Here is a 25473-nt window from a genome sequence, read left to right as displayed (position 1 = left end):
AAAATACAACGTCATTTCGGCAATGCCTTTAGCCGGAATATAACTTTGTAAGTTTACTCTGACCCCATTTATTTTTGAATTAAGTGGAGAAAGTGGATTTAAACAAACTATAACTAGAAACAATTTTAAGACAGTTGCTGAAGAAGTACTTGGGGGTCCTTTAAAACGCTAGATTCTCAGGCCCTATAATTATTGTATGCGAGCTAACTCCCCGTTTATGGCATACTGGTTTCATGCTTTGGATAATTCTAATTCTCGTTATTGCTTGCTGTGTATTCCTGCCTAGTTGGTGGGTTAACCACGTTATGAGCAAGTATCACCAGCCTACGGATCGTTATCGTGGTCAAGGTAGCGGTAGTGAGCTTGCGCGTCACCTTCTGGATCGTTGTGAGCTGAAAGACGTTAAGGTTGAAGAGACTAACGGCGGTGATCATTATGACCCTGCCGCTAAGGCTGTTCGCCTCTCGCCGGATAACTTTTCAGGTTACTCGCTAACGGCAGTGACGGTAGCCGCCCATGAAGTTGGGCATGCGTTACAGGACTCTCGCGGTGAGTCTTTATTTATCGCGCGGCAGAAGCTTGCTAGAGCTGCAATGGCAGGTGAGCGTATAGCTGGAATTATGATGGTCGCGGCGCCAGTAGTGCTAATGCTGACACGCATACCACAGGCTGGCGTGTTGATCATTTTGATCGGTGTGCTGTCGATGGGGCTTAGCACCCTAGTGCACCTGGTGACATTGCCAGTAGAGTTCGATGCAAGTTATGGCAAGGCGTTGCCTATGCTTAAAGAGGGTCATTACCTGCACGACGGCGACCTTAAACACGCAGAAAAGATCCTTAAGGCAGCTGCGTTAACCTACGTAGCGGGTTCGCTTGCAAGCTTGCTCAACCTTGGGCGCTGGATAGCGGTGCTGCGTCGTTAATCAGCTTTTGCTGATAAAAAATGGGGGCAGAGTTAACTTTCTTTTCTGTCCTTACGTTAGCTATTGCCCACACCCACACTCCAAACAATTCAGTGTGTAGGTTTCCTTTCGTTTTTGTATTTTGGCTTGCGGCTTGCGGCTTGCGGCTTGCGGCTTGCGGCTTGCGGTGTGAGCGCAGTTTGTGCCTGCTGATTTTTGCGGAATTTAGTCTTGAGAATCATCTATCAGTCGCATCCATTCGCTGCTAGTTGGGCTATTTTTCCAAGTTAGCAGTTTGATAAAAGTCTTAGTAATCATAATGGTTAAATACTGCTCAGCTAAAGCAATGTAGCAATTAAGGTTATTCAACATAAGTTGATACCTGCCAATCAACCAAGAGAGTTATTCATGGTTGAAAACTACTCTTATAGATAATATACAAATGCGTTTGGATCGGTAAAATAAACTGCTTACTTCAATGGAATGAATATATAAAAGGATTTTATTATGTCAGCCTATGCCCGCGATTGCCGAGCGGCAACGTCAGCATCAGATCAAAAGCCTGTTATCAGGCAATAATCACACTCTAATTCAAATGAGCTCAGCGGAGTTTGTCGATTACATCATCTCAGTGAAAATGAAGCAGGGGATGACACGGGCTGAGGCCGTCGACTCAATTGATAGGTTACTACTGGCGCATGACTCCCACCCAGATGGCAGGGCCCAGCATAAAGAATCCCTTAAAACTGCGGGTGTCTGGTTTCCAGTGTTGGGTGACCTGAAGGTACTGACGTTATTGGCCGTAGAAATGCAGCGACAGGGCAATGTGTTTGGTAAGTTTAAAGTCGAAGTATATGGCAATGCTCCTGCGGTGATTATTAACAGTTATCCAGGCTTAAAGGCTCACCTGAGCGGCACACGTTATCTCGCCAGCAATCCCAAACTGTTTACCATTGGTGTCGGCAAACTTAGCGCCAATAAAGCCATGAAAGGCGGTTTTGTCGTTAGCATTATGATTTCCGTTGCGTTTCATTTTACTGAGCAGCTGCTTAACGATGATACTACTTGGCATCATTTTGTTGCTGGTATAGCTGTGGATGCAACTGTTGCCATTAGTGCAGTATTAACCAGTAGTTTGGTTATGAAAGGAGTGGTTTTAGTTGGTGGAACTGCAGTTGCCGCAAGTTCAATAGCCCCTTTGATTGTTTACGTTTGGGTTGGTGTGTTATTTGGGTTTTTGAATTATTTTTATTCAAGCAAAGGAATAGAAAATGCGTTGGTTGAAGACCTTAGGCAACTTGAAGAAAAACTTCAGCAAGGCACGTTAAAACTCAACAATGATACTCGTACGCTTAAAGAGGAGCTTTATAAAGATCCTTATGAGTTTTTGTCTAGGTTGTTTGGTGTTCCCTTCATAAAGTTTGGACATTAGTATGGATATAGACAAATGTACGCCTTCGCTGGACAAGCAAGTAGAACGATTAAGTTTGTCGGATTCACTTATTGTTCTTATCGTAGCTATAGCATGCCTAGCCGTTAGCTTTGCATTTACCTATGGATTCTTTTTTGAAGTTAACTTTTATTTGAGTTCTTTTTCTTCATTCACTTACATCAAAAAAAGCGCCGTTTTAGTCGCTGGAATCGCATTGGTACCAGTTTTTTTCTGGTTTGCTGTTGCTTCGATTCAAAAATTGTTAGGTGTTGATAATCAAAAGTGTGTTGTCCAATGTATTAGATTGGGGCTGTGGGGGCTGACTTTTTATTTCTGCCTTGTTTTTGTTGCTAATCAATTTATTGTGTCTACCTTGAAACTTAATGGTTACAGCTATTGCTACTGGTACACCGGCCCTTCATTTCGTGCTCCTGATGTATGGCTTAAAAATGAGAACTTATGTTTGCAGTCAGGCTCATTAATACGCAGTGATATTGAAGATTTTTTTGAAGGCTACAATCAACAAGGTACTGAACCCACTCTAGCTGAACTTGAACGTTTTATTACTGAGACCAAACAAGTGGGTGAGGATGCTATTAAGGGTCTTTGACGCATGGTAAATGGAGCAGTGGCTATATGGATTATATATTATGAATTGGCGGATTACTGGCTGGACTTTTCGTTCTAACGGGGCTTTTAGCACAGTGGTTTGTAGATTATAGCGAATACCATACGGCACAGTTCATTTATGCATGAGGTAATATTTCACCTTATAAATAAGCTATAAATTTAACTTGTTCGGCAATAGAATCCCATGCTAACAACCAAATTAGTAAGATTGCGTTCTTACAGTATTTACGTAGTGGTAATAGCCCAAAACAGCGAGCGTTTTGGGGGGCCATTTATAACGGATGTAAGGTAGGTCAGTAATGAAACTCTTAATATTTTCAACTTTTCTGTTGGTAGCCTCAAACGTGGTTGCAGGTAGCAACTCAACTATCTTAGATTTTGGATATGAGCTATTACAGCAGCGATATAGTCAATTCTCGAATAAAATGACGCAGTGTGATGACTTAGCTCGTAGTACTGCTTTGGCGGAAGATACCGTACAGCAATTAAAGACACTTCCATCAGAGGCTGCGTTGGTTTTAGCTGCGGTCAGTCATAAGTCGCTGCAGCGCTGCGCGCTTTATGAGTACAGTGAAGTGTTAAGAACATTGGTGTCGATAGAAAGTCATTCTGAATTAGGCACTAATAGTCGGTTGCGAGATGAGATTGACCGCATTCGCCCGTTGTTGGTGGCAGATATGAATTTATTTATCGAAAAAGAGGTGAGTGAGCTACCTGAAGAGTATTTGTCACAGTTACAGTCAATAGACGAATTAAAGTCGCCATTTAATCTGCTCGATGCTGTAGACAGAACATGGGGGTTGTAGCGCTCGCTTAGAGAGACTTGATTCAGTTGACTAGTTTTTATATTGGGCATCAAGCAATGTGCTTTTTTAGCTTAGGTATCGCAGGTTTACTTACCTTTGCCAAGCCTATAATGGTTAACCATTTCGGTTTTATTATGGAGTCTAGCTTGCGAAGCAGATGCTTAAGTCTAGAAGAGAGTATATAAAGTGGTGTTTAGGAATTGGCAAAAGTCAGAGTTAAGCTTTAGAGAGATTTCTGGTGAGGAGCAGTTCTATACGGTCATTGGGTTAGGATTGTTTTTATGTATGTCACTGGCAGTGCTCTATGGTGCCTATTTTGGGTTGACTAATTTTGTATTGTTTAGCGAGCGGGATATCTATATTAAAGAAAGTGGCTTTTTGGCACCTATCATTGCGCTAATTCCTATTCCTGCCCTATTGGCATTAGCAGCAATTCAAAAGCTATTTGGTTATAGTAATATTAAAACGATAAAGGAAATCGGTAGAAGTGGTTTATTAGGAATACTACTGTTTTTTTCGTTGTATTTTGTGGTTACATTTTACATCGAGTCAACTCTCAAAACCAAAGGTTACAGCTATTGCTACTGGTACACCGGCCCTTCTTTTCGTGCTCCTGATGTATGGCTTAAAGATGAGAGTTTATGTTTGCAGTCAGGCTCATTAATACGCAGTGATATTGATAACTTTTTTGAGCAGCACAATCAGTCAGGCACTGCGCCAACGCTAACCGAGTTACAAACCTTCATTGTTGACGCTAAACAGGCAAGGGAAGACTATATAAATGGCAAGCGGTGGTAGCATCATCAGATGAAAATTGTTGAATGGAAGCATGCTGATAAAAAACTCTCAGAGCTTAAGCTGAAAGAACTAGCTGTATGTGTTTTGGCTCCTTTGTTACCTGCATCTTTTTGCGTTGCTATTGTCTACGTTTTTCTAAATGAGCTAGGTGTATTTAAGAGTATTGGTGAGGTTGTTTATATTAAGGAGAACAGCGGAAGAATCCCGTTGATTTTTCTTTTTTTCCCTTTCAGTTTTTTCTTACTGGCATCGATTCAAAGGTTAATTAATTTCTGCCCTAAACTTGCTACAGAGTACTTTATCAAAGGGGCAGCTTTGATGTTGCCGCTGTTCTTTCTAGGCATTTTTATCACGAATTTTTATGTTGAGCATAAACTAAAACAAACAGGCTATAGCCATTGTTATTGGTACACGGGGGCGTCGTTTAGGGCTCCAGATGTATGGTTAAAGAATGATTCGCTGTGTTTGCAATCCGGTTCACTGATGCAGAGTGATATTGCTAATTTTTTTGAGCCTTTTAACCAACAAGGTACAGAGCCTTCACTGGAAGAGCTTGAAACCTTTATTACTGAAACCAAACAAGCTTGGGAAGATCATATCAATGGTCGCTAAAGGGCAAGGATTGCGTGATAGGCCAGTAAAAAGTGAGCATGGCAAGTTAGACTTTGGGGAGTCCATTCCCCTTGAAATTCGCGATTAAACCTTGAAGCTTGCGGCCATGGTATTGAGCTGCTCAGCCATATCATTGACTTGAGCGCTGGCTTCTTGGGCTTGCTGAGTAGCTACATTGGTGTAGGGATACCCAGATTACAGGTAGAAATAAGATGACCTCTATATTTAGAAAGTGGAATCGAGCAGAGAAAAGTATTAAAGACTTTTCAATTAAAGAGGTTGCGACAATTGTACTTTGCTTTTTAATGGGTATAGCTTTTTCTTACCTATCGTTCTACTTCTTCCTTGAAGAGTTTTACTTACTTTTTTTTGAGGTAGGCGACTTTATTTATATTAAAGAAAATAGCGGACGGCTATTTTCAGTTCTCTTTGTGTTTGGTTGGGGGTATTTCTCACTGGCTTTTTTCCAACGTTTAGTTGGTTATGAGTCAGACTTATCCATAAAAAAAATGACAAAGAGTTTAATCATTGCTGCTGTGATCTTTGTTGTCGGTGTAATTCCTGTTAATTTGGCTGTTCAGTCAAATTTAGAACTCAAAGGTTATAGCTATTGTAACTGGTACACCGGCCCTTCATTTCGTGCTCCTGATGTATGGCTTAAAGATGAGAGCTTATGTTTGCAGTCAGGCTCATTAATACGCAGTGATATTGATAACTTTTTTAAGCAGCACAACCAGTCAGGCACTGTGCCAACGCTAACCGAGTTACAAACCTTCATTGTTGACACTAAACAGGTAAGGGAAGACGATATAAATGGCAAGCGGCAGTAGCATCATTAGATGAAAATTGTTGAATGGAAACAAGCTGATAAAAAACTTTCAGAGCTACTACCTAAAGAAATTGCTTTGTGTATTGGGCTTCCGTTTTTAGTGGCTTTCATTTGCATTGCTATAGCTAACGTTTTTGTTAGTGAAATTAAAATAGCCTCAAGTATTGGCGAGGCTGTTTATATTAAGGAGAACAGCGGAAGAATCCCGTTGATTTTTCTTTTTTTCCCTTTCAGCTTTTTCTTACTGGCATCGATTCAAAGGTTAATTAATTTCTGCCCTAAACTTGCTACAGAGTACTTTATCAAAGGGGCAGCTTTGATGTTGCCGCTGTTCTTTCTAGGCATTTTTATCGCGAATTTTTATGTTGAGCATAAACTAAAACAAGCAGGCTATAACCATTGTTATTGGTACACAGGGGCGTCGTTTAGGGCTCCAGATGTATGGTTAAAGAATGATTCGCTGTGTTTGCAATCCGGTTCACTGATGCAGAGTGATATTGCTAATTTTTTTGAGCCTTTTAACCAACAAGGCACGGAGCCATCACTGGAAGAGCTTGAAACCTTTATTTCTGAAACCAAACAAGCTCGGGAAGATTATATCAATGGTCGTTAAAGGGCATGAGGCCGTGATAGCCCTGTAAAAAGTGAGCATGGAAAGTTAGATTTTGGGGAGTCCATTCCCCTTGAAATTCGCGATTAAACCTTGAAGCTTGCGGCCATGGTATTGAGCTGCTCAGCCATATCATTGACTTGCGCGCTGGCTTCTTGAGCTTGCTGAGTGGCTGCGGTGGTGGTTTCTAATCTCTCCTGAATCGATGACATATTGGCGGTAATTTCAGATGCCACACTCGCTTGCTCCTCTAGTGCTGAAGCGACCTGCATGTTCATTGATGATATCTCATTGATGACGCCATGAATGTTGGCAAGCACCGAGTCCGTTTCAGTTGATTGCTCAACGGTGGCATTGGCTTTGAGGGTGCTTCTTTCCATCACAGAGACCGTTTTGGCTGTGCCTTGTTGCAGGTTGTTGATGATAGATTGAATCTCAGTGGTGGAATCTTGTGTTCGCTGCGCCAGTGTTCTTACTTCGTCTGCAACTACCGCAAATCCGCGTCCTTGCTCACCAGCTCTGGCAGCTTCAATGGCGGCATTTAATGCCAGTAGGTTGGTTTGCTCTGAGATTCCTTGAATAACTTCAATGACTGAACCTATCTTTTCACTGTGTTGCTCTAGCTCTTTGATGACTAACATTGAGTTACTTAACTCATCGGCCAACTCGTTGACTGACTCGACTGTAGACTCTACCGCACTGCGACCTTTGTTTGCTTCTTCAAGGCCGATTTCAGATTTTTCGGCAGAATCGGCGGCGTAACGCACTACTTCTTGAATACTTATCGACATCTCCTCTATAGCAACGACCACCATATCGGTCATCTCTTTTTGTTCCATAATAGAAGCGGTATTTTGTAAGGCGATTTCTGAGCTGTTATTTGCCGAATCTATTAGGTTGGTACTGGTTTCTTTGATTGAACGGATCAGTTGGCTCAGTTTTTGAGACATTTCAGCCACAGAGCGATAGATACCGCTGTCTTCTTCGCTGATTGTTAACTCTGTACTCAAATCCCCTTCTGCAATCCGGTTGGATATCTTTGCTATCTCTGCGGGCTCACCGCCGATAGGTTTGCGAATTATTTTAGCCATAAAGACTGAGATGATGATGCCTAATAGCAAGGATATGAGCGAGATGATTGCCACAGAGGTTTTGGCGCTGTTGGCATGGGTTTGTACTTGTGGACCTAGCAAGTCTTGGTCATCTTTTACTGAAAGTTTGACCTGTTCAATTTTGCCCGCAACCGATGGCCCACGGGTATTTAAGTTGTTTTTTATTAGAGTATTACGCTCAGTAATAGTGCTTTGCACATTGTTGAAAGCGGCGAGGTATTGCGTAAGGTTACTTTTAACCTGTGTTAGCAATGATTGTTGATTTGCATTGGTAATATGGCTATCGAGATCCGCTAGCGCTATTGATATCTTCTCGCCGAGTTCTTCTTTTGCTCGCTGCGCATCAGATTCGGCATTGGTCACTAAGTACTTGGTGACATAAAGTCTGCCCAGTAACAAGTGCTCTTGAACTTGCGCGGCATAATAAGCCGTATCAGGGTCACCGTCATTGTAGGCGCCATTGATGATCGCTGTCGTTGCTTCGCGCATGGCTAACCCTGAGGGATCTAACTCTGTTGATACAATTTGGTTGCGCTTAGCAAATAGCGACACAACCTGTTTGAACCCCGCTATATAATCGCCGACTTCGGTATTTACTTCATTGATTAAGGCTGCTCGCTGCGGGGCTTGAATTTCTACTTTCGCTTCAGCGAGAAAAGTCTCCATCTTGTCTTTACGCTCATTAAATTGTTCAACTGCGGTATTGGAGCGAGTATTTAAAAAACTTAAGACAGATAGCCGCATCATTAACATGTTAGCTTGCACACGGCCCGCCAAATTGGTATCTCGTGCTAGGCCACGATAATCAACAAATCCACTGTAAGTGCTGGATAAGCCTTGGTAGGCGATCAACGATGAGATGAGAAGTAATGTTAGAATTAGGCCAAAAGAAACATACAGCTGCATATTGAGTTTTAGTTTTTGTAACATACTGGTATACCTAGTTTTTATATTAAATTTGGCTATGGCTACAGTGACTTTTGGTTAACTGTATGGAGGTAAGCCGAGCTAATACTTAGTGGTAGGAAAAATCTGGTCGTAATACTCAGTATAGTAGAACTTTAATTTTTGCCGCTTTATTGGATAAGTCGCTGTAGTGCGTAGCGAAACCGCTTTTGAAGTCCCCAACTAATTTTCTATATCAAACCCGAGACAGCTCGCAGTTTCGGGTTTCTTAATGGCTATTGCTAAGGCAGGTGTGCGTCATATAGCTAAGGTTTAGTTCGATATAAGTAGCTGTTTGACATAATATGTCGTATGGCTGTTTTAGCGATAATTTATAAATGGCGACGTTTTTCAGGTTAAGGAGAGCCGATGAGAGTAGTGAGTCTATTTGTACATGCATTACAGTGGCTAGCGGTTGCCGCATCACCTACGCTGTTAGGTATCTTTATTGGGGCGATGTTGAGTTTGCAATCTGGTCAGCTAAATTCGCTTAGCATTGCAGCTTGGGGAGTAGTGGGTTTTATTATTGGCGGTTTTTGGGCAGAACGTATTAGGCAGGGGATTGGGCTTAGCCAATTTTTTGGTAGGCTTGCTGGTGCAAGGGATATCCCTAACAACCGCAGATAATGGCAGCCTGAACGAGTCAACATTTTAGGGGCCAGATTTGGCCCCTAGTTGCTTATAGCGCTTTAGCTATAAGCGCCGCTGGCATATTGGAGTTCATAGCTGTGGCTATAAATTTCAAGGATGTTGCCAAATGGGTCTTCCATATAGATCATACGGAATGGCTTCTCACCAGGGAAGTAATAACGCGGTGCTTTCATACGCTTTTTACCACCTGCAGCAACAATTTTCTCTGCTAGCTCTTCAACATTTGGGTCTTGAACGCAGAAGTGGAATATTCCGGTTTTCCAGTACTCAAAGTTATCTTTCGGATTTTGTTGATTTTTAAATTGAAATAACTCAATCCCAATACGGTCACCCGTTGATAAGTGGGCGATTTTAAACCGTTCCCAACCCGGGCCAAATACATCAGTGCACATCACGCCAATTGGGCTGTCATCTTCAATGACCTCAGTCGGCTCCATAATCACATACCAACCAAGCACTTCTGTATAGAACTTCACGGCTTTTTCTAAATCAGGTACCGAAATACCAATATGTGAGAAAGTACGTGGGTAAGGGGTGTTGGTGTTGAATCGCTCAACATCCACATTATTGGCGTTATCTGCTGGTGCGCGAGTGGCGCCCATTACTGCCGGCGCAGTCGATGCCGCCACCGCGGCCGCAACGCCCATACCAACAGTCTTAAGTACATTTCTACGCTCTACGTTTAAATCGATATTTTGTTCAATCTTGCTCATGACACTCTCCAACTCAAGCTTTCATCATTTGATGGAGCGAAGTTTATAGCGAGTGTGTGTAAATAAAAAATTATCAATATTTATTGTTTTTATAATGAAAATTTATAAGGGTTGGCGATATGAGATAACCCATTTGGGGTCAATGGTAGCTATGTGCGTGACCTTGCCCGACGCCACCTAGCCTAAGTGTCGGCCATTTTATAGTTTGCTAGGTAACAGCCTCGATACGTCGCTATATCGAGGCTTTTTTGTTGATGTTTGAATTAGCTTTTAGCATCTCAGCTAATGCTGTCAGTTATTGGCCCGGCAATTTAAGATCTGTGTTTGGCTGCTTATTCAATCCAACATGGGAAAGCGCGGCTTGCAGTGCCTCAAAGCGGAACAAGAAGGTGTTTTCTTGTGGCAGTGAGTCAATCACATGAAACTTTTTCAGCTGCTCTTTAGTTTGCTGATTAGGGCAGAGTAAAAATACTTCACAGTGTGCATCTTGCGCATCTTTAATGGCATTTTCTAACGCTAAGCCCACGGTGACATCAATCATAGGCACGTCGGTTAAATCCAAAATCATCGCTTCGTAATCGTTAATACTATTATGCTGGCGTGAGATTGCTTTTGATACGCTGAAGATCATTGGCCCTGATAAGTAGAAAAACAGCACTTTACCTTTGGCTTGATCCAGCAGGTCACTTTCGCTTTGGGTCAGCGGTACCGTATTTTGGTCAGCATCACTAATGGCTTTTACTTGGCGAGCTTGCTCGCGGCTAAGGCGCTCAATAATAATGATGTTAGAGATAAATACCCCTAAACCAACGGCAACAATCAGATCAACAAATACCGTGAGCAGCATGACGCCGTACATAATGGCCATGCCAGATACACTGACTTTGTGGGCGCGTTGAATAAAACTCCAATCTAAAATGTTAAAACCAACATATACTGCAATACCGGCAAGTACCGCCATAGGAATAGGTTCGGTTAAGCCGCCTGCGACCAATACCACTAGCGCTAATACTAGGGCGCGGGTCATGCCTGATACGGGTGAGCGTGCACCGACTTGAATGTTGGTCACTGTGCCCATGGTGGCACCTGCACCAGGTAGTGCGCCGAACAAGCCAGAGATCATATTTGCTAGGCCTTGGCCACGCAGCTCCTTGTCGGAGTCGTGCTCTTTTCGGGTTAACGAGTCACCAATTACCGCGGTGAGTAAGGTATCAATACAACCTAATGTGCCCAGTACCAAGGCATCAATAATCATGGTGGTAAAGATTTCGGCATTGATATGCGGGATAACCAATGAAGGCAAACCAGCCGGGATCTCGCCAATGCGACGGATGCTATCAGTATCGAACACGATGACCGATAACAAGGTAACGGCAATAAGCGCGACGAGCTGTGCGGGCACGTATTTGCGGTATTTTTGTGGGAACAAAAATAGCGTGACTAAGGTTAGTATGCCTAAAAACAGCTCTTTAAAATCGATATTGGCTAAAGTGTCGGGTATGGCACCTAGGGTGCCCATTACCCCACCTGCGGGTGCAGCGTGACCCAACAAGGGCGAGAGTTGCAAAATAATTAAGATAATCCCGATACCTGACATAAAGCCAGATACAACGCTATAGGGCATTAGCGTAACGTATTTACCGAGTTTGAGCATACCCAGCAAAAACTGGAACGCTCCAGCCATCATCACAATGGTGAAGGAAATCGCGACCCCAGATTCTGGGTATTTGGCCACCATGGTGGTTAAGATGGCGGTCATGATCACCGTCATCGGACCGGTGGGTTCTGAAATTAGTGTTGAAGAACCGCCAAATAATGCGGCAAAAAAACCAACTAAAATAGCGCCCCATAAACCCGCTTCTGCACCGGCTCCGGATGCCACACCAAAGGCGAGGGCCAGTGGCAATGAAATAATGGCAGTGGTGACACCACCAAATATATCTCCCTTAAGACTGACATCTTGAAAGCGTTGTTTAAACAAAGCGATTACCACCTTAAAACGTTTGCAACACAAAATTTGCAGCATTGTATAGCGCTTATACGGGTGGGATCAATGTCACAAATGCAGTTGTGTTTGTTAAGTGTGTATTTAAGTGCGATGCCAGTGAATAGCGAGCTAAATTGATTATTTGGTTTTCTTCGCTTGTTCGATGAAATCGTTCAAATAGTCAATTTGCTGCTCGCCGCGGCGAATACCAATAAATATTTGTTTATTAATCCCTTGTTGTCCAAATCTAATGCTCTTAATCGGCATGGTTTTAGCGTACTCATCCACAAGCCAACCGGGCAGGGCACAGACTCCACGGCCTGCGGCGACCATCTGCAGCATGATTTCGGTGGTTTCAATAATTTTGTGTTTCTTGACGGCGCATTTTGCAGGGTTAAGAAATTGGCTGAAAATATCCAGCCTCATCGGCTCAACCGGATAACTAAATAGCACTTCTTCACTGAGCTGCTCGGGTAGCACAAACCCTTGTTCGGCTAGTTTGTGCGAGGTTGAAACCACCAGTCGGTGCTCATAGTCAAACACTGGGATGTAGTCGATTTTAGGTTTAAACAGCGGATCTGGGGTAATGAGAACGTCAATCTCATAGCTCAGCAACGCGCCTAAAGCGCCAAACTGAAACTCTTGCTTTACGTCGATATCAATGTCGGCCCACTGGTCGAGATAAGGGGCGATAACCCTAAGCAGCCACTGATAGCAGGGATGGCACTCCATGCCAATGCGCAGCGAACCTAGTTCACCTTGGGCTATCTGATTGAGTAGCAGTTCGGTGTGCAAAAACTGCGGTAATACCCGATTAGCTAGCGTTTGAATACGCTCACCTGCTGTGGTCAAACGCAGAGTTCGACCCTCTTTTTTCCATATCGGCGTATCAAATTGGCCCTCTAACTTTTTAATGCTGTGACTGAGTGCAGATTGAGATAAATGCAATGAATCAGCGGCTTTAGTTAGCGTTCCATGTTCTTTAATGGCTGTGAGTATTTCTAAATGAATCCTTTCTAACACCCGTTAACTCCCGTCGTGTTTGTTACTGATGAATGACGTTCATTGAATAATGAAATTATATCATTTTTATTCATGGAATAAGATTCATTACAATACCATTTGGGAATCTGTAGGGTTAAAAAGTTATATAAATTAGCTGATTAGATAATCCATTACAGACTGGATTTATGCCAGCATCAATAGCTTAGAAGCCGCTGTTGCGTTTTATGGGTCAACATGCGCTAGTTGTAACCTTCGCCGGGTCGAGACGGCCTTAATATTTTACACATAGAAGTCACCATCAATGAACATCATCGAATTTGTAATCAATAACTTGCTCACCATTATGGTATTGGCAAGCTCGGGCGTACTGGCTGGCATTTTAGCGGGCTTACTGGGAGTGGGAGGCGGCATTGTCATTGTGCCCGTGTTGTTTTTCTTGTTTCAGGGGTTTGGCGTTTCAGCGCAATCAGCCATGCTGGTGGCGACGGCCACTTCATTGGCCACTATAGTACCGACATCAATCAGCTCGATCCGTGCCCATAAACAAAAAGGTAATGTGGATGTTGAGCTATTAAAGCGTTGGTGGGTATTTATTCTGGTGGGGGTATTGGTCGGTAGCTGGTTAGTGACCCGCATTAACGGCAATATACTCACCACACTATTTGGCGTGATCGCTAGCTTATCGGCATTAAACATGTTGTTTAGAACGGGTAAGTCAGCGCTGTTTAACCAGTTACCTGGGCGTACGGGACAAAGCGTGATGGGCACATCAATAGGCTTTTTTAGTGCCATGGTCGGCATTGGTGGTGGCACGATTTCGGTGCCTTTGTTGACCTTGTACAACTATCCTGCCCATAAAGCGGTTGGCACTGCTGCGGCAATCGGTTTAATTATCTCATTGCCCGGTGCATTAACTATGTTGATGCTGGGGAGCACACCATTGGACGCGCCAGCGGGGACATTTGGGCTGGTGAATTTGCTTGGCTTTGTCTGTATTGTGCCGTTAACGGTGCTGTTCGCCCCTGTGGGTGCGGCTTTGGCGGCAAGACTGGATGCGGCTATGCTCAAAAAGGTATTTGCGCTGGTGCTATTAGTGACTGGGCTGCGTATGTTGGGGCAAGTTTTCTTTTAGATAGTGTTAGGTCTGCGACGGCGTAATACATAAAAAGGTTGCCGCGGATAATGACATTGTCGCGTTAAGGCTAAGGTGAAGGTTGAAGGTGACTGACTTATCAATATCAGTCACCTTAGGGCTATCAGCCTTAGCTGCACAGCTCCTTTCTGACGATTTGCGCGCCCGCACTCAAGGCGTTTAATTTACCTCTGGCAATGTGACGCGGCAGTGGTGCCATGCCGCAGTTGGTGCAAGGGTAGAGCTTGTCGGCATCAACAAACTGCAATGCCTGCCTGAGGGTTTGTGCCACTTCTTCAGGGGTCTCGATTGTTTCGCTAGCCACATCAATGGCGCCTACCATCACTTTTTTACCGCGGATCAGCTCAAGCAATTCAATTGGCACCTGAGAGTTATGGCACTCTAGCGAAATAATATCGATGTTAGATTGCTGCAGTTTAGGAAAGACCTCTTCGTATTGCCGCCACTCTGAGCCTAAGGTTTTTTTCCAATCGGTATTGGCTTTAATGCCATAGCCGTAACAAATATGTACTGCGGTCTCACATTTGAGCCCCTCAATGGCCCGCTCTAAGCAGGCGATGCCCCAATCATTTACGTCGTCAAAAAACACGTTAAATGCGGGCTCATCAAACTGGATAATATCCACGCCAGCCGCTTCTAATTCTTTGGCTTCTTGATTAAGAATTTTGGCAAACTCCCAAGCCAGTTTTTCTCGACTCTGGTAATGATCATCATAGAGGGTGTCTATCATGGTCATGGGCCCGGGCAGTGCCCACTTAATGGGTTGATTGGTTTGCTGGCGCAGGAATTTCACATCGTCGACAAATACCGGCTTTTGACGGCTAACGGGCCCCACCACCGTGGGGACGCTGGCATCGTAGCGATTGCGGATGCGAACAGTTTTACGTTTTTCAAAATCAACACCGCTAAGGTGCTCAATAAAGGTGGTGACAAAATGTTGGCGTGTTTGCTCGCCATCGCTGACGATATCAATGCCGGTTTGCTGTTGTTCTTGCAGTGCAATACGTAGGGCATCTTGTTTACCTGCAATCAGCTCATCATCTTGTAATTTCCAAGGCGACCATAGGGTTTCTGGCTGTGCCAGCCAAGAGGGCTTAGGCAAGCTACCGGCGGTCGATGTGGGTAATAATCTCTTTTGTGCTGGGGTTGTCATTTGCTGTGCTACCTATACTTAATATGTTTTCGCTAAACTTAATGTTTGGTTAGGCGTAATTGGCTGCCCATTGATCAAGCACAGTTTGGTAAGGTTTAATAAAATGCTCTTCGGCAAATTTACCTTGCTCAACCGCTAGTTTGCTGCGCTCTTCGCGGTCATAGACAATTTGTGTCAGCGAATGATCGAGGTTTTTCAAGTTTGGCTGATAACATTTACCTGCCGCCGCATTGGCATTGTAGATCTCGGGTCGATAGATTTTTTGGAAGGTCTCCATAGTACTGATGGTACCGATCAGCTCTAGGTTGGTGTAATCACAAAGTAAATCGCCAAAGAAGTAAAAAGCTAACGGCGCCACACTGTTAGGCGGCATAAAATAACGTACCTGTAAGCCCATTTTCTTAAAATACTGCTCAGTGAGTGAAGATTCGTTTGGCAGGTATTCGGTGCCCAAAACTGGGTGCTGGTTTTCAGTACGGTGATAGGTCTTGTTATCTGACACACTGAGGCAGATAACGGGTAGCTTTTTGAAGTGCTGCTTATAAGTATCTGAATTAACAAAATACTTAAATAGCTTGCCGTGCAGATCGCCAAAATCTTCAGGAATAGTGAATTTGGCTTGGCCTTTGTTGTGACCCAGTAAGCGCACACTAAAATCGTAATCTCGCACGTAAGAAGAGAAATTATTGCCCACTATGCCTTCGATACGCTTATCAGTTTTATGGTCGACAATATTGGTTTTGAGTATTTCAATTGATGGGAATGATTGACCACCGGCTTGGATATCCATATCCACAGAGATAATTTCTAGCTCAACCGAGTAACGATCGCCATTCGGGTTATCCCAATGGGCTAATGCATTAAAGCTGTTATCAATCATTTTTAATGCATTGCGCAAGTTTTGCTGACGGCTGTTACCTCTGGCCAAGTTTGCAAAATTGGTGGTTGCTCGTGTGTTGTCAGATGGATGATAGTTCTCATCGAAACTGATGTTTTTGATGGTAAATGTGAATTCGTTTTGCATAGTGATCTCGTATCCAATTCCGTTAGATAAACCTTAAGTGATGATTGACGCTTTCAAGGCGAGTGATCATTCCAATCACCTGCTGCGGTGTTTTCGATTTACCTAGTGGTTAAATCAAAAGCTCACTGCGTTAATGCCCAAAGTGAATGCCTAGAATGATTTATACTTGGATCGTTTCATGAAAAAAATTGATATTACTTCATCAATAGATGAACAATGCTCATGAGTTAGATTTCAAGTGGGCATATAGAGGCTTGAGAATGGTCACGATAGGCTGAGCTTAAAGGCGCCGCTATCGCTGATAACGGCGTTGGTAGTGATGCTAGTTGTTAGTTATTCGGTAGGGGCAGGCAAATCAACTTATCGCTAACACTGCTTATCGTTAGCACTGCTTATTGCAACGTTAGCTCAACCACATCTTTTCTGGCGGCAACGCGCATGGTCATTAACAGGGTATGTTGATTGGCATCGGTAATATCATCAACCGTGTCGGGAAGTTGAGCCATAAGCGTAAATTGCTGGCTTTCAATCCCATAGGACCAGAGCTGAAAATCATCATTGATGCCGTAAATGATGTTGTTATTGATAACGAAGCGTTTGTCGCTGCCTTGGCCGATTAACGGCGTGATCAGCTGATCTTCGATTCCTTTGGGCTGCCAAATTCTATCCATATGATCCATATAGATTAACTGACCATTGTCACTGTAACGTGCCCAAGTCACTCGTTTGTGGTTAAGGATGCGTATATCGGCGCTGGTAAGATTGATTTCGGCAAACTTCTCTACTCCGTTAATCATCACCATGGCCAAAACAGCGTGTTGATTGCTATGCCAATGAAATAGCTTAGTGACCGGATAGCTAAGGTTCACATCCTCGCTGTGCCCATCGAGATAGATCTGCTTTAGTTCGGAAGACACATTAACCAGTAGACTATTGCCATCTTCTGCCCAAGCGAAATTATAAATATAACTGCCTGGAGTGAAATCACTCAGCCTTGTGGTGGCATTATCCGTTAACCAAAGCTGCGAATTGCCAGAACGTTTAGAGCTAAACGCTATTGCGGCGTCTGAGGCAGCGGGCGAGTTATCAGTTACAGACGGGCGAAATTTGGGTTGATTTTCGCCAAATGTTGACCGAGCAATGACTTGATAGTTAAGGCTTGTAGGCTGGTATTTTTCAGCAGAATTGGCGCCAAACTGCGATAGCGGCATGGCAATAATGTCGCTGTCATAGTGACCTTTAATCGCTAGCATGCGGGTACCATCGGGATGAAATACTGGCGAGCCAATCGCATCAACCAATGGCAGGCTGACAGGTTGAATCTCGCCTTGGTAGGACAGGGTGTAAAGCTGTTTACCTGTACTGAAAATCAACTGATTGTCTACTGAGGAAAAGTTGGCATAAATAGGGCGATATTTAGGGATGCCATCGGGGTAGGTAATTGGGTAGCTGCCAAGTAATTTCCCTTGGGGAGTGAGGGTTTCGATGTAGCGTTCGCCATCACTGTGAATACTGGTGAGTGCGATAAGATTTTGGCTCGGTGAGTAGTCATAGGCAAAAATGTTACCGTCGGCTAGGGAGAAAATCGTCTCGCTGCTGTTCTGAGTTATCGAGTAGCGGATCAGTTGCCACCGCTGCTCATGCTTCTGCATTAAGGTGATGTCATCGTTGTTAAGCCACTTTACTGAGCGGATCTCTGAGTTATTACACTCCATGACGATATTGGCTGTTTGCGGTGATTTGAGCGCTTGTTGGAAGTCGATACTTTGTAATTTAAAGCATGATTTTTGTGTCACCGGTTGTCCGCAGCTGTTTTGCTGAACATAGGCCAAGGTGTTGCCATCGGCCGAGAAAGCAAGGTTGCCATAAGCACCTAATTGATCACTCAATTGGAACTCTTGTTGTGTGTTGAGGTTTTTAGCCCAAAGATTGCTGGTGCAAAGTACTTCTGGAAAGCGTTGGAAGATGACGTATTGGCCATCGGGCGAGTAGATACTGGCCAGCTCCCTATTATCTGTTGAGGTCAGTGGTTTAATTGCTTTGATAACCAGTGGCTTTTGCCCGGCTGAGTCACTTTGTTGGTAGCCCATAACAGCAACAACAAACAGTAATACGACAATGGCGGCGATGCCTAGGTATTGGCGCTGTTTTACGTTGGCCAGTTGTGCTTTGTCGGCAACCGATGCATGGGTGTCCGTATCAGTACTATTGCTTGTATCGGTATCAGTGTGAATGTCAGAGTGAGCAGCTGTTTTAGCTTCTGTTTTCGTTACCGCGTCTGTCAGCTTGGTGTGGCTATCGGTTTGCGCTAGTGCTTGCCCGGCGCTGTGCTCTGGTGACGCTTGCCACTGTACATCAGCTTCAAGACTATAGCCTTGTTTAGCATGAGTTTTGATATAGTGCTGCACTTTGCCATCATCGCCGAGGGCTTTTCTTAGTTGAGCGATACAGCGCTGCAATGTGTTTGGCGATACCACCGTATTGGGCCAGACATTTGCCAGCAGCTCATCTTGACTGACGACTTTGCCTTTACTTTTTGCTAAACAGGTCAGCACCGCAAGGGCCTTTGGTGGCAGCGTTTGGCTTTGTTGTTTTTGGGTGAGTTGGTTGCGGGTTAAATCAATAAAAAAATCGCCAACCCAATATTGCTCTTCCATTAACTTCTCACCCACCCCCTGTCGATAACTATCTCTATTAAAACCTAAAAAAGCCGAGTTACCAATTGCTAATTAATGACTCGCTAAAGATTCAGTGAGAAATCAGCAAAAAATCAGCATGACTTCATGTGTTTTACCCCAAGCGAGATAACCTTGAACTCGACTACGAGGAGTTATTGCAGCGAGGATCTCTCGCAACAGCATGGAGAATAACAATGGGTTTAAATACACAATTAAAGAGACTACTTTTTACCACGACGCTTGGCGCGATTGTTAGTTTACCGATAGCAAATGCCGGAACCATTGAAAACAGCGCGCCCAAGGCCACCGCAGCGGAAGCGAAGATAAAACACTGGCGGGTGCCCAATAGCGAGCTTAGATTCACTGATATCAGTGAATTAAAAAGTGCTTATATTGATACATCGCCTTCTGCACATGACGATGGCATTGATGTGGGTCAGCTAGGCGTTGATGCTGGTAATGATAAGTTGATTGTTGCATTGGCAAAAGAGATCGCCGCGGGACAACATGGCGAGTTTGATAGTCTATTGATTGCCCATAAAGACAAGTTGCTTTTCGAGTCCTATTTCTCTCGGGGCCGTATTGATTTACCTCACCCACAATCGTCAGCCAGTAAAGTTTACGTGAGTACCGTACTTGGCCGAGCGATTCAATTGGGCCACCTTACTATGGCCGATCTGGATAAGCCGTTAGTTAGCTTTCTCAACGAGTTAGACCCGAGTCGTTTCACCAAAGGAGCGGAGAAAATTACTCTGCGCAAAGCAATGATGATGCGCTCAGGCATTCGGATTAGCGAAGAGGATGCACAAGGGTTCGAGCAAAGCTCACCCGCATTAAAAGGGCAAGGGTTAGTACAAGCCTACCTTGAAGCGAGTGCGCCAATAACGGCTGAGTCGCAAGCATTCAAGTACCAAAATGATCCTATGTTGGTGATGCAAGTGATAGAGGCCGTGGTGCCAGGTTCAGCACAAGCGTTCATTAAGCAAGAGCTGCTCGATAAGCTGGAGATCAGTAATTATGGCTGGAAAACCCATAAAGTCACCGGGCTACCGGGCTCTGCCAGCATGACATCGAGGGCGATGCTCAAGTTTGGCAAGCTGGCGATGAATAACGGCAAATGGAATGGCGAGCAGTTGGTGCCCGTCGACTTTATTACCCAAGCAACCGACAGGCTGATTTACCCTGACGCTGAGATTTTTGGTGGCGGTGATGCGGTATCTAATCAGGGCTATGGCTACTATTGGTGGGGGACCGATTTAACTTATAACGGTAAAAGTTATGCGACTACCTCTGCTCAAGGTGGTGGCGGCATGTATATCTTGTTGATTAAGGAGCTAGATTTGATGGTCGTAGTGACCGCCCATGATAGAGAAAACACTACACAACAGCTTATTGCTGAGCGAATTCTCCCCGCTTTTGTTGGGCAAGCTAACAGGTTAGCGAGCAACCAATAAGTTACCTATTACATTATGAACTGCCGGCATAAGTTGCCGGCTTTGTTACCATAAATCTTCCTGAGCTATCGCAACACTTAAGCACGTCGCCGTTCACGTAGCGTCTATAAAGGTTGTTTAGAGCTACAGCGCCAGTTGGATTGGTGTCAGTAGCCTAAAGCAAATTTGAATATCTCTAATTCATCGGCTTGCTTAGTCGCTTCCTATAGTATTTCAGTCATTAATTATGATGGTTTTTTTTTGCTGATGTGAATTGGTGAGCTTAAATGAGGTGGCAGCAAGCGATGGTAGAGACTGCAGCGGCACTAGATGTAGTGGAATGGGTGTATTATGGGGTTAAATGGTTAAGCTTAATCGGGCTATATTTAGCCTTGGTCTATGTCGTTATTCATAAATATGGCCGCTGAACTGATGAGAAGGTTAAGTTGCTTTGGCGAGTTCAATTGCGATAATAGGCGCACTGTAATCGCTCTGGAACGTCATGCGCCTAGATAAATTCATCTGTAAGAGTACGGACTTAACTCGCGATCAAGCCATAGCTGAAATTGGTAGTGCACAAGTTACTGTTAATGGCGTAGTAATTTTGGAGCCTGCAACTCAAGTCCATGAAGACAATAGCATCTTGTTAGCTGGCAGCCCATTATCGCTAAGGCCATCTCGTTACATGATGCTGCACAAACCATTGCACACTTTGAGCTCAAATGTGGATGGTGACTACCCATCAGTGATGAATATTCTTATTCAGGCGGGGTTTGATAAAGTGTGTGACCTACACATTACCGGTCGTTTAGATGCTGATACGACTGGGTTAATGCTGATCACCGACGATGGGCGCTGGTCATTTAATATCATCAACCCTAAATATCTTTGCAGCAAACGTTACCGAGTGACATTGCGTGATGCGATAGCCCCATCGCAATTTGAGCAACTTGTTGAACGTTTTGCCAAAGGGATTGCTTTACCAGGGGAAGCTAAGCTGACTTTACCGGCCAAACTGGAGGCCGTTTCTTGTGGTGCTGGTGGCATTAATGAAGTGCATCTGACCATACAAGAAGGACGCTACCATCAAGTAAAGCGGATGTTTGCCGCCATAGGCAATCGGGTCAATGGGCTGCATCGAGAATCAATTGGTGCGGTGACTTTAGATATACCGGTTGGTGAGTGGCGCTATTTGAGTGCCGATGAAGTGAATTCGTTTACCGTGGAACAGCTCAGCCTAGACTAGCTCAATACGGCAGACTAATCGATATTGGCAGGGGTATAGCCAACATCCCGCTATTAATTGGTGTGCTAAAGCACAGCTTAATTGATTTGTCCTTATGAACCCCTGCTTAATATATTTAATATGCTCTATAAGATTAATTGTCTTTAATTATTAATGATAACTTAGTATTAATGTAATACTATGGGTTTTAGCCATTGATGCCTTCTGAATACTGTAGATAGGCTTTGTCTGGCTGCTATTTTTCTGTGTTTTTTATTTTGATGTTCTGTTTTGTTTCTGTTCTTTTGCATAGCGCTCGATGTTTGCTGAAAGTTGCCAAAACTTAGCGGTTAAGTAAAGTTGAATATAGTTTTTAGGCTTGACTGGCCTTGTATCGCGCGTGGTTTTTCATCAAAGTTGAAAGTGAGTGACATGAGAGGTTTTTGCTGTCTAATGCAGATTAATAATGCAGTATTTTGATTGTGATTAAGTTTATTATGCTGTTTTAGGTGTTTTTTATGGTTTTGCGTTTTAGTGTTTGTTCTGTGTTACCGCTTTGATTTTTAATTGTTTTTGCAGGTGTTGGTCACCCTTGTTCTTTTTGTAAAATTTAGAGCAATAGCTTTAATGGTTTTTTGTCCTTTCTACTCGCATGTTCTTAGATTAATGTTCAGTTAGCTTTTACTCAATTCAATTTATCTTTCCTGTTAAATATCTTCGCCTTTCATATTCTCGTCATATTTTTATGGTTTTTAATTGCTCATTTATAAGTCGGTTAAGTTGTTTTGTTTCACTGTCTATTAATTCAATTACGTAAGTTTTATTTATTTGCATTTGTTAATTGTGTTTTTTTGTCTTCTTGCTGCCTTTACTTATTGATTGCTTTTAATTAATTTGGCGTCGCCTCTTAGGTGATGAAACTTAATTAAATACTTTACTGCTTTCAGGGTGAGCCTTTAGTGAGCGGTATTGATGCAAGTGATTGCAATAACACTATCCATTTGGAGTAAGAATGAAATTTAATGCTAAAAAGCTGCTGCTGGTATCGAGCATTGCGGCGGCACTGGCTGGGTGCAGTAACTCATCAGACGACAAAAATGATTCAATTAGTATTGATCTTCGTTTAATGGAAACGACTGATATTCACACCAATGTAATGCCTTACAATTACTTCGAAAGTGCTGAGCACAATGAAGTTAATCTACCTGATTGGGGGCTAGCACGTACCTCTTTAGTTATTGCACAAACGCGTAAAGAAGTAGCCAACAGTATGCTGTTTGATAATGGCGACCTGATTCAAGGCAGTCCAATGGGAGACTATATGGCTGCGCTAGGTGCTGAGCACTTAAGAGGCGATACTCACCCTGTATATAAAGCCATGAACTACCTTGAATATGATGCTGCCAACTTAGGTAACCATGAGTTCAATTATGGGCTTGAGTATCTAGATGAAGCCTTGAAAGGTTCTGAATTTCCTTATGTTGGCGCCAATGTTTGGAAAGCCGACGACTCTTTGGAAAAAGTGAGCGATGCGGTCGAAGAGTGTGAAGTGCGTATCACAGAAGATTTCTACGACACCGCTGAGCATATGTATGACCCATATGTGATTCTAGAGAGAGAGTTTATCGGTGATGACGGCAAAGCTCACACTGTAAAAGTAGGTGTGATTGGATTTACACCACCCGATATCATGGGCTGGGATGCTGCGCACTTAGTGTGTAATGTGGTTGTGTCGGATATTAAGAAAACAGCTGAGCATTATGTACCTATTATGAAAGCAGAAGGTGCCGATGTCGTTGTGGCTATTCCACATTCTGGCCTAAACAACAATGATGATGAGTTTGCAGAAAATGCCTCACTCCATCTAGGTTATGTTGACGGTATCGATGCCATTATGTTTGGTCATGACCACCGTGATTTCCCTAACTCGACCGGTGAGTATGGCGATATTCCTAATGTTGATGCCGAAAAAGGGCTTATCAATGGTATTCCTGCGGTGATGCCTGGCTACTGGGGCGCCAAACTCGGGGTTATCGATTTAAAACTTAACTCTAGTGATGGCGGTAAAACTTGGACCGTTGACCACACTCAATCAACCGCAGAATTACGTTCATTGGTTGAAGGTTCTGATGCTGCAGTTGAAGATTTAGTTGAGACCGAGCACGTCGGTACGGTTGAATATATGGCTGATTCTATTGCTGATATCGACGTCAACATGAACAGCTTTTTCCCACAAGTGGTGCCAGATTTATCAATCCAAGTGGTGAATGAAGCGCAGTTGCACCAACTTAATAAATGGAAAGCTGAAGGTGAGTTTGCTGACGCATCAGACGATGCTATTTTCTTGTCAGTATCGGCGCCATTTAAATCGGGTCGTAACGGTGGTCAAGACTACACCAACATTCAAGAAGGTGAGCTAACTAACGCATCGGTTGCTGATATCTATGTATTTGATAACAACACCCCAGCAGTATTGAAGATGACCGGTACTGATATGAAGCGTTGGATTGAGTGGGTCAATTCAAATGCCTATCGCAGTCTGCCGCTTTCAGCAGGTGAAACTTTCTTAGTTGAAGAGTTCCCTGGTTATAACTTCGATGCTTTCTTCGGTGGGTTTAGCGATAACGGTGAAGGTCTACTGAAGTACAAGGTCAATGTTGAAAATGACTCTAGATTTACCGACATTGATGGCTTCCGTTATACCGAAACAGACAATGAGCAGTTAGTTGAGCTGACTTATAACGGTGTTGAGATTGCTGACGATGCTGAAATCTATGTCATTACCAACAACTACCGCGCTTCAAATTCGGGTATGCCTGGTGTCGATAATGCGGTTATGGTTAAAGAAGAGTTTGCATTTAACAACCGTGAATTAGTGCAGTTTTATTTGGCTGACCGCCTAGCTGAACAGGAAGGAACCACATTGAGTTTCCCGAATGCTAAAGTGTTTGAGCTAGAAGCGCCAAATACCGCTAGCGTGGCTTTTGCATCGGCAACCCTTGAAGAAGGCTTCCGCTGTGCAACTAATCAAATCACTGGCCTGTCTACTGAAGGCGAAGAAACCACCAAAGAAGGCACTCAAGGATTCACTGAGTACCACTTCAACTTTGATTACAGTGGTGAATTCAACTGTGAAGCTAAATAAGCGACCACAGTGCACTAACTGATAAGTAAGCCGAGTGTTATAAAGCCGACTTGATTTGATCAAGTCGGCTTTTTTCTATCTGCCGTTAGCCTATCAAGATCGATACCTACTGCTTGAACCAATGCGCTTAATAATTTTTAAGCTAATCCTCAGACTTTACGATTACAATGCGATACATATTCGTGCTGTTTAACTGTTACTAAGAGGGATTTGTCACCATGGGGACACCTGATTCAACTTCAACTCGTCGTAAGCCTTGGGTTACATTAGCTGTTATCGCTTCAATTGTGTTGTTTTTAACCATTTTAATGAATGTGATGCCAAAAGGTTTTAAGGCAACCCATGAGCAGATAGGTACGGGTAAACCGGCACTGGTGTTTGTGTATGATCCGGCGTTGACTATTAGTAACAGTCAGACCGAACAGATGAACGAGGCTAGAGCCCATTTGGGCGATAATGTGCACTTCTTGTTGGCACGTATTGGCACACCAGAAGGGCAGGAGCTAATGGCGAAACATCGCGCTGGTTCGGCGGAGTTGTTGCTATTTGACCCACAGGGCAACCTGGTTGAGCGTAAATTCGCAGTAAGAAGTGCTAACGAGCTGATTCAGTGGGTTAGACAGTAAAATC

General features: G+C 43.7%; 22 protein-coding genes. 15 read left to right on the top strand and 7 right to left on the bottom strand.

The window, feature by feature from the left end; translation table 11 throughout:
- Positions 1 to 233: 233 nt before the first annotated feature.
- The 8 genes from FLM48_RS19075 to FLM48_RS19040 all read left to right on the top strand — a co-directional run bounded on the left by FLM48_RS19075 (position 234) and on the right by FLM48_RS19040 (position 6622).
- On the top strand, positions 234 to 923 hold the full coding sequence (locus FLM48_RS19075; protein ID WP_179025755.1) for a zinc metallopeptidase: 690 nt from the start codon (positions 234 to 236) through the stop codon (positions 921 to 923).
- A gap of 616 nt (positions 924 to 1539) precedes the next feature.
- Positions 1540 to 2334 carry a hypothetical protein gene (locus FLM48_RS19070; protein ID WP_256871148.1) on the top strand — a complete coding sequence of 265 codons (795 nt, stop codon included), beginning with the start codon at positions 1540 to 1542 and terminating at the stop codon, positions 2332 to 2334.
- Between the two features lies 1 nt (position 2335).
- Positions 2336 to 2944 carry a hypothetical protein gene (locus tag FLM48_RS22810; protein WP_256870982.1) on the top strand — a complete coding sequence of 203 codons (609 nt, stop codon included), beginning with the start codon at positions 2336 to 2338 and terminating at the stop codon, positions 2942 to 2944.
- A gap of 319 nt (positions 2945 to 3263) precedes the next feature.
- A complete protein-coding gene (locus FLM48_RS19060) occupies positions 3264 to 3770 on the top strand; it encodes a hypothetical protein (RefSeq protein ID WP_179025753.1) in 507 nt (168 codons plus the stop codon).
- 186 nt (positions 3771 to 3956) lie between these two features.
- Positions 3957 to 4568 carry a hypothetical protein gene (locus FLM48_RS19055; RefSeq protein ID WP_256870981.1) on the top strand — a complete coding sequence of 204 codons (612 nt, stop codon included), beginning with the start codon at positions 3957 to 3959 and terminating at the stop codon, positions 4566 to 4568.
- Positions 4569 to 4577: 9 nt separating this feature from the next.
- The gene (locus FLM48_RS19050; RefSeq protein WP_179025752.1) at positions 4578 to 5180 is read left to right on the top strand and encodes a DUF1240 domain-containing protein; all 603 of its coding nucleotides are present in this window, start codon (positions 4578 to 4580) and stop codon (positions 5178 to 5180) included.
- A gap of 212 nt (positions 5181 to 5392) precedes the next feature.
- Positions 5393 to 6010, top strand: coding sequence for a hypothetical protein (locus tag FLM48_RS19045; protein WP_256870980.1), 618 nt, complete (start codon positions 5393 to 5395; stop codon positions 6008 to 6010).
- A gap of 9 nt (positions 6011 to 6019) precedes the next feature.
- Positions 6020 to 6622 (top strand): DUF1240 domain-containing protein, encoded by a 603-nt coding sequence (locus FLM48_RS19040; protein ID WP_179025751.1) that lies wholly within the window; start codon positions 6020 to 6022, stop codon positions 6620 to 6622.
- An 83-nt stretch (positions 6623 to 6705) separates the two neighbouring features.
- On the opposite strand, the gene FLM48_RS19035 is transcribed toward FLM48_RS19040, so the two are convergent.
- Complete coding sequence (locus FLM48_RS19035) at positions 6706 to 8661, bottom strand: methyl-accepting chemotaxis protein (protein WP_179025750.1); 1956 nt, start codon at positions 8659 to 8661, stop codon at positions 6706 to 6708.
- A gap of 384 nt (positions 8662 to 9045) precedes the next feature.
- On the opposite strand from FLM48_RS19035, the gene FLM48_RS19030 reads away from it, so the two are divergent.
- Positions 9046 to 9303, top strand: a complete 258-nt coding sequence (locus FLM48_RS19030; protein WP_028774979.1) for a hypothetical protein — start codon at positions 9046 to 9048, stop codon at positions 9301 to 9303.
- Between the two features lie 62 nt (positions 9304 to 9365).
- On the opposite strand, the gene FLM48_RS19025 is transcribed toward FLM48_RS19030, so the two are convergent.
- From FLM48_RS19025 to FLM48_RS19015, 3 genes are all read right to left on the bottom strand, one after another.
- Positions 9366 to 9929: a lactoylglutathione lyase family protein gene (locus tag FLM48_RS19025; RefSeq protein WP_211237715.1), complete on the bottom strand. Its 564-nt coding sequence runs from the start codon at positions 9927 to 9929 to the stop codon at positions 9366 to 9368.
- Positions 9930 to 10335: 406 nt separating this feature from the next.
- Positions 10336 to 12021: a SulP family inorganic anion transporter gene (locus FLM48_RS19020; protein ID WP_179025749.1), complete on the bottom strand. Its 1686-nt coding sequence runs from the start codon at positions 12019 to 12021 to the stop codon at positions 10336 to 10338.
- Between the two features lie 144 nt (positions 12022 to 12165).
- Positions 12166 to 13050 (bottom strand): LysR family transcriptional regulator, encoded by an 885-nt coding sequence (locus tag FLM48_RS19015; RefSeq protein ID WP_179025748.1) that lies wholly within the window; start codon positions 13048 to 13050, stop codon positions 12166 to 12168.
- Positions 13051 to 13333: 283 nt separating this feature from the next.
- On the opposite strand from FLM48_RS19015, the gene FLM48_RS19010 reads away from it, so the two are divergent.
- On the top strand, positions 13334 to 14164 hold the full coding sequence (locus tag FLM48_RS19010; RefSeq protein ID WP_179025747.1) for a sulfite exporter TauE/SafE family protein: 831 nt from the start codon (positions 13334 to 13336) through the stop codon (positions 14162 to 14164).
- A gap of 130 nt (positions 14165 to 14294) precedes the next feature.
- Here FLM48_RS19010 and FLM48_RS19005 read toward each other — a convergent pair whose 3' ends face one another.
- The 3 genes from FLM48_RS19005 to FLM48_RS18995 all read right to left on the bottom strand — a co-directional run bounded on the left by FLM48_RS19005 (position 14295) and on the right by FLM48_RS18995 (position 19019).
- On the bottom strand, positions 14295 to 15338 hold the full coding sequence (locus tag FLM48_RS19005; protein ID WP_179025746.1) for a methionine synthase: 1044 nt from the start codon (positions 15336 to 15338) through the stop codon (positions 14295 to 14297).
- Positions 15339 to 15387: 49 nt separating this feature from the next.
- Entirely contained in the window at positions 15388 to 16362 is a 975-nt protein-coding gene (locus FLM48_RS19000; RefSeq protein ID WP_179025745.1) for a DUF1852 domain-containing protein, read from the bottom strand.
- Between the two features lie 392 nt (positions 16363 to 16754).
- Positions 16755 to 19019, bottom strand: a complete 2265-nt coding sequence (locus FLM48_RS18995; protein ID WP_179025744.1) for a winged helix-turn-helix domain-containing protein — start codon at positions 19017 to 19019, stop codon at positions 16755 to 16757.
- A 215-nt stretch (positions 19020 to 19234) separates the two neighbouring features.
- Between FLM48_RS18995 and FLM48_RS18990 the strand changes: the two genes are divergently transcribed.
- The 5 genes from FLM48_RS18990 to FLM48_RS18970 all read left to right on the top strand — a co-directional run bounded on the left by FLM48_RS18990 (position 19235) and on the right by FLM48_RS18970 (position 25469).
- Positions 19235 to 20494, top strand: a complete 1260-nt coding sequence (locus tag FLM48_RS18990; RefSeq protein ID WP_179025743.1) for a serine hydrolase — start codon at positions 19235 to 19237, stop codon at positions 20492 to 20494.
- A gap of 266 nt (positions 20495 to 20760) precedes the next feature.
- The gene (locus tag FLM48_RS18985) at positions 20761 to 20901 is read left to right on the top strand and encodes a hypothetical protein (protein WP_157577690.1); all 141 of its coding nucleotides are present in this window, start codon (positions 20761 to 20763) and stop codon (positions 20899 to 20901) included.
- A 74-nt stretch (positions 20902 to 20975) separates the two neighbouring features.
- On the top strand, positions 20976 to 21719 hold the full coding sequence (locus FLM48_RS18980; protein WP_179025742.1) for a pseudouridine synthase: 744 nt from the start codon (positions 20976 to 20978) through the stop codon (positions 21717 to 21719).
- Between the two features lie 991 nt (positions 21720 to 22710).
- Positions 22711 to 24843: a bifunctional 2',3'-cyclic-nucleotide 2'-phosphodiesterase/3'-nucleotidase gene (locus tag FLM48_RS18975; protein ID WP_179025741.1), complete on the top strand. Its 2133-nt coding sequence runs from the start codon at positions 22711 to 22713 to the stop codon at positions 24841 to 24843.
- A 218-nt stretch (positions 24844 to 25061) separates the two neighbouring features.
- Positions 25062 to 25469, top strand: coding sequence for a hypothetical protein (locus FLM48_RS18970; protein WP_179025740.1), 408 nt, complete (start codon positions 25062 to 25064; stop codon positions 25467 to 25469).
- Positions 25470 to 25473: the final 4 nt, after the last annotated feature.

Origin of the sequence: Shewanella sp. Scap07, from assembly GCF_013394145.1 — a bacterium.
GTDB lineage: Bacteria > Pseudomonadota > Gammaproteobacteria > Enterobacterales > Shewanellaceae > Shewanella > Shewanella waksmanii.
The sequence above is the reverse complement of the archived record's forward strand: the minus strand, read 5'-3'. Positions and strand labels throughout refer to the sequence as shown.

Excerpts from the sequence above, each read along its gene's own strand:
- FLM48_RS19035 (WP_179025750.1), bottom strand. The coding sequence starts at position 8,661 with ATGTTACAAAAACTAAAACTCAATATGCAGCTGTATGTTTCTTTTGGC.
- FLM48_RS19045 (WP_256870980.1), top strand. The coding sequence starts at position 5,393 with ATGACCTCTATATTTAGAAAGTGGAATCGAGCAGAGAAAAGTATTAAA.
- FLM48_RS19030 (WP_028774979.1), top strand. The coding sequence starts at position 9,046 with ATGAGAGTAGTGAGTCTATTTGTACATGCATTACAGTGGCTAGCGGTT.
- FLM48_RS18995 (WP_179025744.1), bottom strand. The coding sequence starts at position 19,019 with ATGGAAGAGCAATATTGGGTTGGCGATTTTTTTATTGATTTAACCCGC.
- FLM48_RS19010 (WP_179025747.1), top strand. The coding sequence starts at position 13,334 with ATGAACATCATCGAATTTGTAATCAATAACTTGCTCACCATTATGGTA.
- FLM48_RS19040 (WP_179025751.1), top strand. The coding sequence starts at position 6,020 with ATGAAAATTGTTGAATGGAAACAAGCTGATAAAAAACTTTCAGAGCTA.
- FLM48_RS19025 (WP_211237715.1), bottom strand. The coding sequence starts at position 9,929 with ATGGGCGCCACTCGCGCACCAGCAGATAACGCCAATAATGTGGATGTT.
- FLM48_RS19075 (WP_179025755.1), top strand. The coding sequence starts at position 234 with ATGCTTTGGATAATTCTAATTCTCGTTATTGCTTGCTGTGTATTCCTG.
- FLM48_RS19060 (WP_179025753.1), top strand. The coding sequence starts at position 3,264 with ATGAAACTCTTAATATTTTCAACTTTTCTGTTGGTAGCCTCAAACGTG.
- FLM48_RS19070 (WP_256871148.1), top strand. The coding sequence starts at position 1,540 with ATGAAGCAGGGGATGACACGGGCTGAGGCCGTCGACTCAATTGATAGG.
- FLM48_RS19000 (WP_179025745.1), bottom strand. The coding sequence starts at position 16,362 with ATGCAAAACGAATTCACATTTACCATCAAAAACATCAGTTTCGATGAG.
- FLM48_RS19050 (WP_179025752.1), top strand. The coding sequence starts at position 4,578 with ATGAAAATTGTTGAATGGAAGCATGCTGATAAAAAACTCTCAGAGCTT.
- FLM48_RS22810 (WP_256870982.1), top strand. The coding sequence starts at position 2,336 with ATGGATATAGACAAATGTACGCCTTCGCTGGACAAGCAAGTAGAACGA.
- FLM48_RS18980 (WP_179025742.1), top strand. The coding sequence starts at position 20,976 with ATGCGCCTAGATAAATTCATCTGTAAGAGTACGGACTTAACTCGCGAT.
- FLM48_RS18990 (WP_179025743.1), top strand. The coding sequence starts at position 19,235 with ATGGGTTTAAATACACAATTAAAGAGACTACTTTTTACCACGACGCTT.
- FLM48_RS19005 (WP_179025746.1), bottom strand. The coding sequence starts at position 15,338 with ATGACAACCCCAGCACAAAAGAGATTATTACCCACATCGACCGCCGGT.
- FLM48_RS18985 (WP_157577690.1), top strand. The coding sequence starts at position 20,761 with ATGAGGTGGCAGCAAGCGATGGTAGAGACTGCAGCGGCACTAGATGTA.
- FLM48_RS18970 (WP_179025740.1), top strand. The coding sequence starts at position 25,062 with ATGGGGACACCTGATTCAACTTCAACTCGTCGTAAGCCTTGGGTTACA.
- FLM48_RS18975 (WP_179025741.1), top strand. The coding sequence starts at position 22,711 with ATGAAATTTAATGCTAAAAAGCTGCTGCTGGTATCGAGCATTGCGGCG.